The sequence below is a fragment of the Pseudomonas syringae CC1557 genome, from assembly GCF_000452705.1.
Taxonomy (GTDB): domain Bacteria; phylum Pseudomonadota; class Gammaproteobacteria; order Pseudomonadales; family Pseudomonadaceae; genus Aquipseudomonas; species Aquipseudomonas syringae_F.
Map to the genome: position 1 here is coordinate 711,131 of NZ_CP007014.1, position 14,864 is coordinate 725,994.

At 58.3% G+C, this 14,864-nt stretch carries 15 protein-coding genes and 1 pseudogene; 8 read left to right on the forward strand and 8 right to left on the reverse strand.

The genetic code is table 11. The annotated features are described in order from the left end of the window. Positions 1-44: 44 nt before the first annotated feature. From ribH to N018_RS03425, 5 genes are all read left to right on the forward strand, one after another. Entirely contained in the window at positions 45-521 is a 477-nt protein-coding gene (ribH, locus tag N018_RS03405; protein WP_024646173.1) for a 6,7-dimethyl-8-ribityllumazine synthase, read from the forward strand. Next, positions 518-1,015: a transcription antitermination factor NusB gene (gene nusB, locus N018_RS03410; protein ID WP_024646174.1), complete on the forward strand. Its 498-nt coding sequence runs from the start codon at positions 518-520 to the stop codon at positions 1,013-1,015. The genes ribH and nusB overlap by 4 nt, the downstream gene beginning before the upstream one ends. Before the next feature lie 16 nt (positions 1,016-1,031). Then, entirely contained in the window at positions 1,032-2,009 is a 978-nt protein-coding gene (thiL, locus tag N018_RS03415; RefSeq protein WP_025388842.1) for a thiamine-phosphate kinase, read from the forward strand. Positions 2,010-2,131: 122 nt separating this feature from the next. Continuing rightward, positions 2,132-2,749, forward strand: a complete 618-nt coding sequence (gene ribA, locus N018_RS03420) for a GTP cyclohydrolase II (protein WP_024646176.1) — start codon at positions 2,132-2,134, stop codon at positions 2,747-2,749. Continuing rightward, positions 2,746-3,159, forward strand: a complete 414-nt coding sequence (locus N018_RS03425) for a hypothetical protein (protein WP_025388843.1) — start codon at positions 2,746-2,748, stop codon at positions 3,157-3,159. Before ribA ends, N018_RS03425 begins: the two co-directional genes overlap by 4 nt. A gap of 126 nt (positions 3,160-3,285) precedes the next feature. On the opposite strand, the gene dxs is transcribed toward N018_RS03425, so the two are convergent. The 6 genes from dxs to yghU form a co-directional block, all read right to left on the reverse strand. Further along, positions 3,286-5,181 carry a 1-deoxy-D-xylulose-5-phosphate synthase gene (dxs, locus tag N018_RS03430; protein WP_025388844.1) on the reverse strand — a complete coding sequence of 632 codons (1,896 nt, stop codon included), beginning with the start codon at positions 5,179-5,181 and terminating at the stop codon, positions 3,286-3,288. 160 nt (positions 5,182-5,341) lie between these two features. Further along, the gene (locus N018_RS03435) at positions 5,342-6,229 is read right to left on the reverse strand and encodes a polyprenyl synthetase family protein (RefSeq protein ID WP_024646179.1); all 888 of its coding nucleotides are present in this window, start codon (positions 6,227-6,229) and stop codon (positions 5,342-5,344) included. Further along, positions 6,226-6,471, reverse strand: coding sequence for an exodeoxyribonuclease VII small subunit (locus N018_RS03440; protein ID WP_003379121.1), 246 nt, complete (start codon positions 6,469-6,471; stop codon positions 6,226-6,228). The genes N018_RS03435 and N018_RS03440 overlap by 4 nt, the downstream gene beginning before the upstream one ends. Positions 6,472-6,573: 102 nt before the next feature. Beyond that, the gene (gene metC, locus N018_RS03445; RefSeq protein WP_024646180.1) at positions 6,574-7,740 is read right to left on the reverse strand and encodes a cystathionine beta-lyase; all 1,167 of its coding nucleotides are present in this window, start codon (positions 7,738-7,740) and stop codon (positions 6,574-6,576) included. A gap of 64 nt (positions 7,741-7,804) precedes the next feature. Further along, entirely contained in the window at positions 7,805-8,824 is a 1,020-nt protein-coding gene (locus N018_RS03450; protein WP_025388845.1) for a PDDEXK nuclease domain-containing protein, read from the reverse strand. 195 nt (positions 8,825-9,019) lie between these two features. Further along, positions 9,020-9,862 (reverse strand): glutathione-dependent disulfide-bond oxidoreductase, encoded by an 843-nt coding sequence (yghU, locus tag N018_RS03455; RefSeq protein ID WP_024646182.1) that lies wholly within the window; start codon positions 9,860-9,862, stop codon positions 9,020-9,022. A gap of 146 nt (positions 9,863-10,008) precedes the next feature. Here yghU and N018_RS28340 point away from each other — a divergent pair. From N018_RS28340 to N018_RS03470, 3 genes and pseudogenes are all read left to right on the forward strand, one after another. Further along, positions 10,009-10,957: pseudogene (locus N018_RS28340) on the forward strand (hypothetical protein); the annotation flags it as partial. 138 nt (positions 10,958-11,095) lie between these two features. Further along, on the forward strand, positions 11,096-13,375 hold the full coding sequence (locus N018_RS03465; RefSeq protein WP_038400952.1) for an autotransporter family protein: 2,280 nt from the start codon (positions 11,096-11,098) through the stop codon (positions 13,373-13,375). Beyond that, positions 13,375-14,226 (forward strand): alpha/beta hydrolase, encoded by an 852-nt coding sequence (locus N018_RS03470; protein WP_025388848.1) that lies wholly within the window; start codon positions 13,375-13,377, stop codon positions 14,224-14,226. The genes N018_RS03465 and N018_RS03470 overlap by 1 nt, the downstream gene beginning before the upstream one ends. A 194-nt stretch (positions 14,227-14,420) precedes the next feature. Here the strand turns inward: N018_RS03470 and N018_RS28345 are convergent, their stop codons facing one another. Both N018_RS28345 and N018_RS03480 read right to left on the reverse strand, forming a co-directional pair. After that, positions 14,421-14,567 (reverse strand): helix-turn-helix domain-containing protein, encoded by a 147-nt coding sequence (locus tag N018_RS28345; RefSeq protein WP_324294015.1) that lies wholly within the window; start codon positions 14,565-14,567, stop codon positions 14,421-14,423. Then, complete coding sequence (locus N018_RS03480) at positions 14,560-14,805, reverse strand: helix-turn-helix domain-containing protein (protein ID WP_025388849.1); 246 nt, start codon at positions 14,803-14,805, stop codon at positions 14,560-14,562. Before N018_RS03480 ends, N018_RS28345 begins: the two co-directional genes overlap by 8 nt. Between the last annotated feature and the right edge of the window lie 59 nt (positions 14,806-14,864).

A 14,864-nucleotide genomic window follows, 5' to 3' on the forward strand; every position in this document is an offset into this window, starting at 1 on the left:
GTCCGCTTTAAGGCGGGCTTGCTCTTTAATACGAGACTCACCGAATGACCTTGAAGACCATCGAAGGTACTTTCATCGCTCCCCAGGGCCGTTACGCTCTGGTGGTTGGCCGTTTCAACAGCTTCGTCGTGGAAAGCCTGGTTAGCGGTGCCGTTGATGCGCTGGTGCGCCACGGCGTCAGCGAAAGCGACATCACCATCATCCGCGCGCCGGGTGCTTTCGAGATTCCGCTGGTCGTGCAAAAAGTCGCTCAGCGCAGCGAGTTTTCGGCCATCGTCGCGCTGGGCGCGGTGATTCGTGGCGGTACTCCACACTTCGAATACGTCGCAGGCGAGTGCGTCAAAGGCTTGTCCCAGGTTTCCATGGAGTTCGGCATCCCAGTCGCTTTCGGCGTGTTGACGGTCGATTCGATCGAACAGGCCATCGAGCGTTCCGGCACCAAGGCCGGTAACAAGGGCGCTGAAGCTGCGCTGTCCGCCATCGAAATGGTCAGCCTGCTGTCGCAGTTGGAGGCCAAGTGATTTCCGACGATACCGACCAGTTCAACCCACGTGACGCCAAAGCGCCGGAAATCGCCAAAGGCAAGAGCGCCAAACGTCGCGAAGCGCGGCAGATGGCAACTCAGGCCCTGTACCAACGGCACATGGCTGGCCACGCGTTGAACGAAATCGAAGCACAGTTTCGTGTCGACAATGATTTCAGCAACGTTGACGGCACTTACTTCCGTGAGCTGCTGCACGGTGTGGCGACCAACCAGACCGAAATCGACGCTGCTCTGGCACCTTGCCTTGATCTGACCATCGAAGAACTCGACCCGATCGAGCTGGCGGTACTGCGCCTGTCCACCTTCGAACTGCTCAAGCGCATCGACGTGCCTTATCGCGTGGTGATCAACGAAGGCATCGAGCTGGCGAAAGTCTACGGCTCCACTGACGGCCACAAGTTCGTCAATGGTGTGCTGGACAAGCTGGCACCGCGCCTGCGTGAGGTCGAAGTGAAGGCCCACAAGCGCTGATTCGCGCCTGACCTTCATGGGAGAGTTCGAGCTGATCCGCAATTACTTCGCCGCCGCGCCCTGTGCGCAGGCGGGAGAAGAAGTTGCGCTGGGGATCGGCGACGACTGCGCGCTGCTGGCGTTGCCGCCCGGCGAGCAGTTGGCGATCTCGACCGACACCCTGGTTGCCGGGGTGCATTTTCCCGATATCTGCGACCCTTTTCTGCTCGGCCAGCGTGCCCTGGCAGTGTCTGCCAGTGATCTGGCGGCCATGGGCGCTCGCCCGATTGCCTTTACCCTTGCCTTGACCCTGCCGCACGTCGATTCCGACTGGCTGCAGGCATTCGCGCGTGGTCTGAACCAGATGGCGCAAGGCTGTGCGCTGCGCCTGATTGGCGGTGATACCACCCGTGGTCCGCTTAGCCTGACGATGACGGTTTTTGGCAGTCTGCCCACCGGGCTTGCCCTGACCCGCAGCGGCGCTCGCGAAGGCGATCTGTTGTGTGTCGGCGGCGCGCTCGGCGAGGCTGCTGGAGCATTGCCACTGGTATTGAATCAGCTTAGCGCCGAGGCTTCGATTGCCGCGCCTTTACTGGCCCGCTACTGGTCGCCACAACCGCAGTTGGCGCTGGGCCAGGCCTTGCGCGGCAGGGCTACATCGGCACTGGATATCTCCGACGGTCTGCTCGCGGACTGCGGGCATATCGCCCGTGCTTCGGGTGTGCGTCTGCTGATCGAACGCGACAGGTTACCTATATCGGAGCCACTGCTGGCGCTGCTCGGTCTGCAGGTCGCGCAGCAAGCAGCACTGAGTGGCGGTGACGATTACATTCTGGCGTTCACCTTGCCATCCGCGCAGATGCCCGGTTTGCAGGCTGCCGGCTGGCCCGTGCATGTGATTGGGCGGGTGGAAGCCGGGCAGGGCGTGGTCTTGCTCGACAGTGCCGGTAACGACATCACGCCCGATACGCGCGGCTATCAGCATTTCGGCAGCGCGGCGTGCAGGGACAGCTAAAGTCTATGCATCGAACTTTATGATCTAAATGCCCGAGAATTCGCGCTGAGCGTCCGTAAGAACCTGCTGTTACAATGTGAGTCTTGCGAATTTCCAGCCTTCATACTGATCAGGAGCACCCGGTGCCCGTCGTATTTGTTGCCGCTTCCAAGCTGCCTACACCCTTTGCAGAATTTGCCATGCACGGCTTTATCGAGTCGGCAACCGGCCGTGAACATGTTGTCCTGAGTCTGGGTGACGTCGCGGATGGCGCACCGGTTCTTGGTCGTGTGCATTCCGAGTGCCTGACAGGCGACGCGCTGTTCAGCCAGCGTTGCGATTGCGGCTCCCAGCTTGAAGCAGCCTTGCGCGCCATCGCCACCGAGGGCCGCGGCATATTGCTGTATCTGCGTCAGGAAGGCCGCGGTATTGGCCTGATGAACAAGATCCGCGCCTATGAGTTGCAGGACGGTGGTGCCGATACCGTCGAGGCTAATGAGCGTCTGGGCTTTGCTGCCGATCAACGTGATTACGCGATCTGCCTGCCGATGCTTCAGCATCTGGGGGTCCAGTCGCTGCGCCTGATGACCAATAACCCACGCAAGGTCAAAGCGCTGACCGACATGGGCATCAAGGTTTCCGAGCGAGTGCCGCTGCACACCGGACAAAACCCGCATAATCGACTTTATCTGGCGACCAAGGCCGGCAAGCTGGGACATATGATGGGCAATGAGCATCAGAGCGAGGTCGGTCCGGCGTGACACGCAGTGAGGTTCGTCAAAAGCTGGAAATGGCATGGTGGCGCCAACTGGGGCTGACCTTGGCACCACTGCTGGTGGTCTGTCTGTTTTTTGGCTCCAGCGAACCGCTCATTCCAGTGCTGGCGATGCCGCTGTTCATCGCCGGTATCGGCTCGATGTTCGTCAGCGTGAAGCCGTTCGGGGTCTACAAGCGCGCATTGGCGGTTACTCAGGCTTCAATCGATACGCCTGAAGAGCCTGCGGCCTGGATCAGGCTCGCCGCAGTCCGTCGTTTTGCCTTTCTGGCTGCCGGGCTCCCCGCGTGGATCGCCGCTGTCGCTGTGCTGTTCGGCCTGCACCCGCTACCTGTCTGCCTGCTGGCGTTTTCCAGCGTGGTGCTGCTTTACCTGTATCGGCTTCCGACAGCCTGACGCTGATGGGCGTTCCCACGCCCTTCGGCAGAAGCCTGAAAGCCCTGTATTCCGGGCTCTCCCTCTCCATGACGTGTGTATAACGATGACTGCGGGAGCGTGAGGACCGAGAGGTTTCCGGGCGTATCAGCCGATCAACACCAATCGCTCATTGATCGCGGCTTCAATTCCTTCTGCATTCAGCCCGCACTCGGCCAGCATCTGCGCGGGTTTGGCATGCTCGACATAAACGTCCGGCAAGCCCAGGTGAAGCACTGACTTGAGGATGTTGGCACGGGCCAGGAACTCGCTGACCGCCGCACCTGCGCCGCCCATCACTGCATTCTCTTCCAGGGTGACCAGCAGTTCGTGATTGGCGGCTGCTTCGCGCACCAGTGTCTCGTCCAGCGGTTTGACGAAACGCATGTCGATAACGGTCGCATCCAGCTTTTCGGCAACCACCATGGCCTCGGTCAGTTGCACACCGAACACCAGTATCGCAACACCCTGGCCTTGTCGACGCACGACGCCCTTGCCGATTTCGACCGGGTCAAGGTTGGCATCAATCAGCGCATTCGGGCCGGTGCCACGCGGGTAGCGCACTGCCGCAGGTCCGTTGTGCAGGTAGCCGGTGCTGAGTAACTTGCGCAGCTCGTTTTCATCACTCGGTGTCATCACAACGATGCCAGGGATGCAGCGCAGGAAAGACAGATCGAAGCTGCCCGCGTGAGTCGGGCCGTCTTCGCCGACCAGTCCGGCGCGGTCGATGGCGAACAGTACGTCGAGGTTCTGCACCGCGACGTCATGCACCAACTGGTCGTAACCCCGTTGCAGGAAGGTCGAATAGATCGCTACAACCGGCTTGCTGCCTTCACACGCCATACCCGCCGCCAGTGTCACGGCGTGCTGTTCGGCGATGGCGACGTCGAAGTAACGCTCGGGGAAGCGCTCGCTGAACGCCACCAGGTCCGACCCTTCTTTCATGGCAGGCGTAATGCCCACCAGGCGAGCATCGGCTTCAGCCATGTCGCAGATCCATTGGCCGAACACGCCGGAATACTTCGGTGCGCTGATTTTCTTCTGAACGCTGACCGGCGCATTCACGGGTTCAAGCTTGGTGATTGCGTGGTAGCCAATCGGGTCGACTTCTGCCGGAGCGAAGCCTTTGCCTTTCTTGGTCACGACGTGCAAAAACTGCGGGCCTTTCAGATCACGCATGTTGCGCAGCGTGGCGATGAGGGTCGGCAGGTCGTGGCCATCGATAGGGCCGATGTAGTTCCAGCCCAGCTCTTCGAAAAGCGTACCGGGGACCAGCATGCCCTTGGCGTACTCTTCGGTGCGCCGCGCGATTTCCCAAGCACCCGGCAGGCGCGAGAGCACCTTCTTGCTGCCTTCACGCATGCTGGTGTAGGTGCGGCTGGAGAGAATCTTGGCCAGATAGTTCGACAGCCCGCCGACGTTGCGCGAGATCGACATATCGTTGTCATTGAGAATGACCAGCATGTCGGCCGCCACTTCCGGCGCGTGATTCAGCGCCTCGAATGCCATGCCGGCAGTCAGCGCGCCGTCGCCGATGACTGCGATGGATTTACGCTCGCTGCCTTGCAGGCGCGAGGCAATCGCCATGCCCAGAGCAGCACTGATTGACGTACTGGAATGGCCGACGCCAAAGGTGTCGTATTCACTCTCGCTGCGTCGCGGGAAAGCAGCAACACCGTCCTTTTGGCGCAGCGTGGACATGCGCGCACGACGGCCGGTCAGGATTTTGTGCGGATACGCCTGATGACCCACGTCCCACACCAGACGGTCATCTGGCGTATCGAACACGTAATGCAGGGCAATGGTCAGCTCGATGACCCCAAGGCCGGCGCCGAAATGCCCGCCGGTCTGGCCAACGGAATACAGCAATTCCAGGCGCAGTTCATCGGCCAGGGTTTCCAGCTCGGCTTCACCCAGACGGCGCAGGCCTTCCGGTGTGTCAGCACGGTCGAGCAGCGGAGTAACCGGGCGCTCGCGGGGGATGTCTTTGAACGTCGTGGGCATCAGGCGAATCGTTATAAGTAAAAGAGGCGGCAGTTTACCTTATGCATCGCAAGCTGCCCATGAAGTGAGTCAGTGGATAGTCCGTCTGCTCACACGCTTGGTGACTGAGACCTGATGAACCCTGGTTGATTCATCGCAATTCTGATGTCGATGATTGCCTTCAGTGGCGGCGTTCGACGATGTAGCGTGCCAGTTCGCGCAGCGGCTCGGCCGTGGTGCCGAAGTCAGCCAGTGCCTCCAGTGCCTGATCGCGCAATTCGAGGGCATAGCCCTTGGCCGCTTCCAGTCCGATCAGCGCGGGGTAGGTCGGCTTGTCACGCGCCATATCAGCGCCTTGGCGTTTGCCAAGCGTTGCCGTATCGCTTTCGACGTCGAGAATGTCATCCTGGACCTGAAAAGCCAAACCGATCGCGCGCGCATAAACCTGCAAGGCGTCCAGCCGGGGCTGATCAGACTGACCGCTGGCCAGCGCGCCAAGCCTGACACTGGCTTCGATCAGCGCACCGGTCTTGTGGCGATGCATGTATTCCAGCGCGGCCTGATCCAGCTTCAGCCCCACCGAACCCAGATCAATTGCCTGCCCGCCCACCATCCCGGCCGGGCCAGCGGCGGCAGCCAATGTGCTGACCATCTGCAAGCGGGTCTCGGCATCGCGTGAATTCAGGTGCGGGGCGAGCAGGGCGGTGAACGCCAGGCTTTGCAGGCCATCGCCAGCAAGGATCGCGCAGGCTTCATCGAAGGCTTTGTGCGTGGTGGGCTGGCCGCGACGCAGATCGTCATCGTCCATCGCCGGCAAATCGTCGTGTACCAGCGAATAGGCATGGATCAGCTCAACCGCGCAGGCTGCACCGTTGGCGTCTTGAGCCACGCCGCCCAACGCTTCGCAGGCTGCATAGGCGAGCAATGGACGCACGCGCTTGCCGCCGTTCATCACGCTGTAGCGCATGGCTTCATAGAGGCGCGTCAGCTCAGGACTTGGTGCCTGAAACAGACCTTCGAGCGCTGCGTTCACACGAATCTGGCTCTGCGCCTGATAGCTCGCAATCATTCGGGGAGTTCCGCATCGTCGAACGGCTCTTCGGTCAGCTCGCCATCGCGCTCCAGCAGCACCTGAACCTTCTGCTCGGCCTGGGTCAGGGCACTCTGGCAGTCGCGAGTCAGGCGTACACCTTGCTCGAAAGCGGTCAGAGAGTCTTCCAGAGACAATTCGCCATTCTCCAGGCGCTCTACCAGCGCTTGCAGATCAGCGAGGGACTGTTCGAAATCCAGTGCAGCTTTCTTGCGGGCCATGGGGGCATTTCCGGTAGAGGTTAAACCGCGCGACACTAGCAGAGCGGCGGCTCTGGGGCAAATCAAGGCGATGGATCTGTGCCATGGCAGTGGCGCGCAGGATCAACCTGCGTCAAACCCGCTCTGCAGGTCGGCGATCAGATCCTCCGGGCTTTCGAGGCCAATCTGCAAGCGCAGCATCGGTCCTGCGCTTCGGTCAGGGCCGTGCTGTTCGATCTCGGTGATAAGGCTTTCAAAACCGCCCCAGGAATAGCCGATCCCGAACAGCTTCAGCGCACTGACAAAGCGATCCAGCACCTGGCGATCAGCCGTCTTGAATTCGAAGCTGAGCAGGCCGTTGCAACCATGAAAGTCGCGCTTCCAGATCGCGTGGCCCGGATCATCCGGCAACGCGGGATACAGCACGCGAGCGACCTGAGGCTGACCCTGTAGCCATTGCGCCACCTGCATCGCATGCCGTTCGTGCATTGCCATCCGCGCGGCCAGACTGCGTGCGCCGCGCAGCACCAGATAGGCATCGTCGGGGCTGACGGTATTGCCTACGGCGGTATTCATTGTTTTGAGGGCCTGCCAATGCTTTTCGGTGGTACTGACGCTGCCCATCATCACATCCGAATGCCCGGCCACGTACTTGGTCAGCGCCATCAGCGAAATGTCCGCACCCAGTTCAAGCGGCTTGTACAACACCCCTGAGCCCCAGGAGTTATCCACAGCCAGCAGCAGATTTTTCGCCTTACACAGTTTCGACAGGGCGGGCAGGTCGCACATATCAAAGGTCAGCGAGCCCGGTACTTCAGCGTAGATCATCCGTGTGTTGGCTTTGATCATGGATTCCACATCACTGCCATCGGCGGCATAGAAGTCGAATTGAATGTCGAACGCTTTCAACAGGGTGTTCGCCAGTCGCCGCACCGGACCATAGACCGATTCGGTGAGCAGTACATGATCGCCAGGTCGCAGAAAAGATTGAAACATCTGCGCGACGGCGGCGAGCCCTGTCGGGTAAAGGCAGGTGCCGTGAGCACCCTCTAGTTCGGAGACCAGATCCTGCAAGGCAAACGCCGTCGGGTTGCCATTCGCCCCGTAAGTCAGCGAGCGTTCCGGCCCTTTGGTGCGGATCTCGGCTTCGCGCAAGCTGTCCAGGCTGTCAAACAGCACGGTGCTGATGCGCACCACCGGCGGATTGACCGCCAGCCCCGGCCCGCTACTTGCGCTACGGCCACGTTGTGACAGGGCAGTGTGGGCGCGAGGGTCTTTGCTGTGCGGCATGAAGGGCTCCGGAAAGTGACGGCGTTATCTGGCAAGCGTAATGCATCCGTGCGGTTGTCAGGTATTACTGATCGTCCTTCGCGATGTCCATGGCATAGAACTCATGCAGTTTAGCCTGCAACAATTGTCGGTCCGGCAATCGGGTCTGGTATTCGGCAATCAGCGCAGGCGATAACGAACGGTTCAGCGCGTATTCGACCACCTCATCGTTTTTGCTGGCGCAAAGCAGGACGCCGATGGCGGGGTTTTCATGATGTTTGCGCTCAGTCTGGTCCAGTGCTTCCAGATAGAAGTTCAGCTTGCCCAGGTATTCTGGCTCAAAGCGGCCTACCTTGAGTTCGATGGCCACAAGGCAGTTGAGGCCTCGATGGAAAAACAGCAGATCCAGCGCGAAATCCTGGCCGCCAACCTGTACCGGGTACTCGGAGCCGACAAAACAGAAGTCACGGCCCAGCTCGATCAGAAAATCCCTCAGGCGCTGCAGTAACCCGCGATGCAGGTCCGCTTCGGCATGGCCCGCGGGCAGCTCCAGAAATTCCACCATGTAGGCATCGCGGAACACATCCAGTGCGGCCGGCCGGGTTTTCCTGAGCATGGCCGAGGCTTTGGCGGGCTGGGTGACGGTGCGCTCGAACAAGGCAGTCTTGAACTGGCGTTCCAGTTCGCGCTTTGACCACTTTTCTTGACTCGCCATTTTTAAGTAGAACTCACGCTCTTCCGGGCGTTTGCTCTGGCTAAGAATGATCAGATTATGGGACCAGGATAATTGTCGCACCAGTGGTGCGACTTTCTCTTCAACGCGGTAAATCTCGTAGAATTGACGCATGCGAAACAGGTTGCTACGCGTAAACCCACGCAGCCCCGGCTGGGTTGTGGCCAGATGCTCGGCAAGCTGGCTGACCACCGCATCACCCCACTCGGCGTTTTCAATCTTGCGGCTGATATAAGCGCCGACTTGCCAATAGAGTTCGATCAGACGGGTGTTGACGGCCTGTGCCGCCTGCTGCCGAGCGCCCTGAATCATTGCGAGCACTTCATCAAAGCGATCGTTGACCGGAGCTAGCGGTGCGTCAGGAGTACTCATACTGCAAGTACTCCATTGCGTGGCAACCCGGCAGGCAGGGTATTGGCCAGATGGATAATTCCCGGATTCATGTGAGCGCGTCCTTGAACAGTCATTGAGGCCGGCTACTCTACGTGCGGATTGCTCCTGTTAGATCCAGATTTTCAGCTGGGGTTGTGACATCAGGTTTCTGTTCGCGAAGCCTTGACTTACGCCTCACTTATCCAGATCAGACGCGTCGTGCCGCTCCGGAACCTGATCCGCTTCCTCGCCCCAGGTGCGATTGACCTTCTGGCCTTTCACAACGGCCGGGCGCGCTGCGATTTCCTCCGTCCAGCGGATCACGTTCGGATATTCGTGTACCGACAGAAATTCGGCCGCCGAATACACCTTGTTCTGCACCAATGCGCCGTACCAGGGCCAGACCGCGATGTCGGCAATTGTGTAGGTGTCGCCCGCCAGATAGCGGTGTTCGGCAAGGCGACGGTCCAGTACATCCAACTGACGCTTGGCCTCCATGGCAAAACGGTTGATGGGGTATTCAAGCTTCTCTGGCGCGTATGCATAGAAATGCCCGAAACCGCCGCCCAGATACGGCGCAGCGCCCATCTGCCAGAACAGCCAGTTCAGCGTCTCTGTACGTCCCGCCACATCTGCAGGCAGGAAGCTGGAGAACTTTTCTGCCAGGTACAACAAGATCGAACCGGACTCGAAGACCCGCACCGGTGTCTCATGGCTGCGGTCCAGCAACGCCGGGATCTTGGAATTGGGATTGATCTCGACAAATCCGCTGGAAAACTGATCGCCTTCGGAGATGCGGATCAGCCAGGCATCGTACTCCGCACCGCTGTGTCCCAGCGCCAGCAGCTCTTCCAGCATGATCGTGACCTTCACCCCGTTGGGCGTCGCCAGCGAATAGAGCTGTAACGGATGCTTGCCGACGGGCAATTGCTTTTCATGCGTGGGACCGGCGACGGGGCGGTTGGTACTGGCGAACTTGCCGCCCGATTTTGTTTCCTGGTGCCAGACCTTCGGCGGGGTGTAAGACGTTTGGGTCATGAGGATCCTCGCTTGTTCAAGGGTGATCGCTTGATCGGTCGTGTTGCAAAGGACCATTGACGTTATAGATCAACGTGCGTGCAGGGAAGTGCCTTGTGATCGTGAACGAGCGTTGCGGCGCAGCAAGTGGCTAATTCGCTGCCGCGTGGGATATGGCCATGTCAGAGGTTGCGCAGGGACTCAAGGGGCTGCATCGCACCAACGGTAGTGCTCTGTCCATTGCTCCGTCAGTATTCCCGGACGTCGACTGGACGGGATTCTGCTTAGCCAGCCCGACGCTACAACAACGACGCTAGTTACCCGACAGGCAGTCCATTTGTCGCAAGGACGTATGGAATGGCTGGTCGCTGGACGAGCCTTTCCGCTGGGTGGAATACGAAGGCATCGAATATGCGTTGCGAGCATCCCGTGCGGGTATTCCGAACCGTATCAACCCTTTCTGTATAGCTCAGTCGGTGACCTCCCGGGCGCTGCTGAGTGGCAAGGCCCCGGTCGAATCAGTTAACGGATGTTTGGCGGTATCCGGGCCTTGTTATGTGTCCCAGCTGGAAAAGAAACCTCTTTTGAGTCTGTCTGCCGAGACCGCACTGGCCAGATTGCGGCGTTTCGCTGACAAATACTTGACCAACCCTTCTGCGGTCGTCATTCCAGCCGGTCTTGATCACACCCCTGTTCGAGCCTGGATCGAACTGATCGATAATGTAGTTCATCAGTCCACGTTAAAAAACGATAGTGAAACGGCCAGTTTATAAGCGACCTCGAGAGGCTCGTGTTGCTTGAACAGCTACCGAGTACGCGTCAGGAGTTTCTGGTCAATCGCTCCCTCACGGACCCTGTGCTGGACAAACAGACACTGATCACGCAGAGCTGCCAGGTGCGCAATATGTTGCGTCAACGCGGCACGCAGGTTTGCTCGCCAGAAGGATGATTATTTTCACTACAGCCTTCTATCGCACCTTGGCATTTGGTTTCAGTCGTTCGTGCTTATCGAAATAATGGGAAAGTTTTTATTTTGAAAGCCTGTGGGCTGCTGTAAGGGCCATCTACAACTCGACACCCCCCCACGATTTTAACGAGGTGCGATTGAACCGATAATATTTGATGTTATTTCAAGTCAGTTAATTTATTCTCGCCGCGCTCTTCTATGTGGCTAATCGCCACTTTTTTGCTGCGGCACGTTCTCGCTATGCATGGAAGCGCCCCCAACATAAGGAATGAATCGTGAACTCTGTGATGTTTCGCAAGACCCTTCTCGCAATGGCTGTGGCCGCAACTACTGTTCCGGCTTTTGCTGAAACAGTCGAACTGACTAACGCTGGCTACAAAAGCGAGCGCCAGACCCATACCGGCAATCTCGAGATTAACGGTGCCTATACGGGCAGTGCGGTTAAAGATGCGATCCAGCTCAACGGGTCGACCATTGCAAAGGATCTGATCCTCAATGCGAACATCAGCGGTTCCGGCAACTTTGCCAGTGGTGAAGTAGCTAAAGGCATCAGCCTTGAGGGCGGCAAGATTGGCGGCGGCGTAGTCAACCGAGGCTCGGTTGACGTTACTGGCCAAGGCGCGACGGCCCTGAATGTCGCCACGAGTCTGAAAGCTTTCGAAAATCATGGCAGCCTCTCCGCTAGCGGCACGGGGTCTCAAGGTCTTCGAATCGACGGGGTCACCATCACAGGCAATAGTGCGGATATGACCAATACCGGGACGATCCGCGGCGAGGGCGCTGCTATCGTGATGGGTACTACCACATTCGCTATGATCGGCGCTCAACCTTGGTACATAGAACGGGGCGACTTCAATATCTATAACAGCGGTTCGATCATTTCCGCTGACAGGGCCATCGACGCCTCTAAAAGCAATCGTCCTGTCGAGCTGATCCTGAGAAAGGGCAGCGTAGTTGTCGGTAACCTGATCGACTTGAGCAATATCGAGCTGGAAGGGGATACTTCCTTCACAGGTACTGACAGCCGTACGGATGGCTACAACATTCGCCTGAAGAGCGGAGGATCGGTTTACGTTGGCGGCACCTCCGACAGTCCTACCACCATGACTTTTGAGTCCACACACAGCAGCATTGGTGGCGATCTCTATGTCGACGGCAATTCGGCACTCGGCCTGAATCTGAGCAAGGCCACTGATACTAAAACCGCGGTGCTGAGAGTTACCGGCACTACTCAGTTCGAACAGGGAGCGCAAGTAAAGCTCGCGGCCAAGGGTGATGACTTTAGCGCCAACGGCACCACTTACAAGCTTATCGAATCAGGCAGGATCGAATTGCTGACCAAGGATGGACGCGCGGTCGATCCTGCCGGAAAACTCGATGTAGTCAGTACCTCGGCATTACTTAAAATCGACAGCTATACCGTTGACGGCAAAAACGTGGTGGCTGTGGTCACCGCCAAGGGCAGGGAAGAGGTCGCTCAGGTGGTTGCCGACAACGGCGGTTCAGTTAATGAACAGACCACACTGGTTAACCTGACCGGCGACAGCATCATAAGCAAGCTGAACGACAGTGATGCGTTCAAACAGCTTTTGTTGAACGCTGACGGTGGCCAGCTCGCCAAGCTGGCCTCTCAGCTGTCGCCGGAGGTCAATGGCGGGGCAAGAAGCGCCGCTACTACCAGCCAAGGCCTGATCAGCAATGTAACTGGCAGCCGCACTAGCTCGATACGCGGAGCTTCATCTGGTGAAGGCTTCAAAAATGCAGGTGTTTGGGTCCAGTCGCTCTACAGCGATGCTACTCAAGACCAGCGCAACGGGATTGCAGGCTATAACGCTTACAGCAACGGAATTGCGGTGGGCGCTGACGGCAAACTCAACGACAACCTGACGCTGGGGCTGGCCTACAGCTTCATCAATACCGACGTGAATGGCAAAAGTGGCAACAAAACCGAAGTCGACAGCCATGCATTCACACTGTATGGCGGCTTCGAGCTGGGCAATTACTTTGTCGATACAAGCCTGACTTACGGCCTCAATGACAATCAGGGCAAACGCAGCATCGCAGGTACACGTGCCAAGGCTGATTATGACAGTGACCTGCTGGGTCTGAATCTGGTAGGCGGTTACACCTACCATGTCAGCCCGCAAGTATTGGTCGAACCGCGCATGGCGGCGCGTTACAGCCAGGTGAACATCGACGGCTATCGCGAGAAAGGTTCGTCGGCTGCGCTGACAGTTGAAGACCAGCGTTATGAAGCCATTGAGCTGGGCGCGGGCATGCGCGTGGCTGGCAGCTTCCTCATGGGCGCCGGAACGCTGGAGCCGCAGGCTAAACTGATGGCCTACCACGACTTCGCCGCCGACCAGGCGCAGAGCACGTCGACCTTTCTGCTAGGCAGTACGCCGTTTGTGACCAGCGGTGCCAAGGCTGTGCGTGACAGTTACGAGGCGGGTGTGGGTGCCGACTACAAACTGGGTGCAGTCACACTGGGCGTCAACTACGACTACATCGGGAAATCGGGCTTCGATGCCGATGTGTTCTCCGCAAAAGTGCGTTACGACTTTTGATGTGGAGCCACCGCCTCGGTCAAAAACGCTTTGGCGGTATCCTTGCAGTTTTGATGGCGCTGCTGTTAAGCGGTGCCGTTGCCGGTTGTCAGTCGCCACGCGCAGCTCTACAGCAATTGGCGGACCAGCATGGGCGACAGATGCAGATTCTGTCGGCACAGCCCTTTCCACTGGCGGCGCTATTACCGCCAGAGACCTTCAGGACGAACCGTTTGCGGGTCTATCTGGAGGGCGACGGTCATGCCTGGGCCACGGCCACTCAACCCAGTATCGACCCGAGCCCACGTAAGCTACTCGTGCCGCAGATGGCAATCAACGACCCGACTCCCAGCGCCTATCTAGCGCGACCTTGTCAATTCATCACGGCCCAGGCCTGCAACTCTGCACTCTGGACCGATCGCCGTTTCTCCCAGGAAGTGGTCACCAGCGTCAGCGACGCGCTGGACCAGATGAAACAACGTTATGGTAATAAAGAGTTCGAGCTGATTGGTTATTCAGGTGGCGCAACCCTTGCGTTGCTACTTGCTGGACAACGAGACGACATCACCCTAATCCAGACCATCGCTGGCAATCTTGCCCCGAATCAGTGGACAGAACTAAAGGGACTTTCGCCTCTCAACGGATCGTTGAACCCACTCGATTACATCCAGTACCTGGCATTGATACCCCAGCGTCACTTGTCAGGAACGCGTGACGAAATGATCCCGACTGAACTGGCAAAGTTTTATAGCAGGCAACTGGGCAACGGTGCGTGCAGCCAGCTGATTATTGTCTCTGGTCCGAGTCACGAAGATGGCTGGGAAGAGGTATGGGATATTTGGAGAGGGCGGGACGTAAAAGTCTGTCCGTGACAGTCTGTTGTTGACCAGAACGTACTGCATCACACATCGTCGAGCCATGTTTTACGCAAGCGGTCATCTGGCATATCCAGCAAAGCTTGCTGGCTTATTGAAGCTTGCCTGGCATAGCACGAGATCTGCAGCTCAAGCGGATGAATTCCGATTCTGGTCGCGAGTTGGTCTAGCTTCTCAAGCGTCGGGCTCTTCTATCCGCGCTCGATCTCGGACAGATAATTCCTGCCACACACCCCGACAAAATCCTCCTGCGTGAGGCCCTTCGCCTCGCGCGCCTCCTTTAACGCTGCTCCGACTGCTTTGCTCAGATCCATTGCGCCACCACGGGGGTCAATCATGACTGGGCATAGCTTCAAGCTTGTTCAGCAACGCATACGGATCAGTCCCGAGCCCCCGACAGACATCCATGAACTCAATCACATCGAGTGTGCGCTCGGCGTTTTCGGTTTTCGAAACAAAGGACTGCGGTCGCCCGAGCTTTGCGGCCAACTCTTTTTGCGTCATGCCGGCCGCATTACGTGCCTCTAGCAGAAGATCAAGCAGCGCCTGGTAGCGAGCGTTATGAATGGTTTTCAAGGAGGTGCGCCGTCTGAGAGATCCGGCTACTTAAATAAACCTGATTTGGGATTATCCCA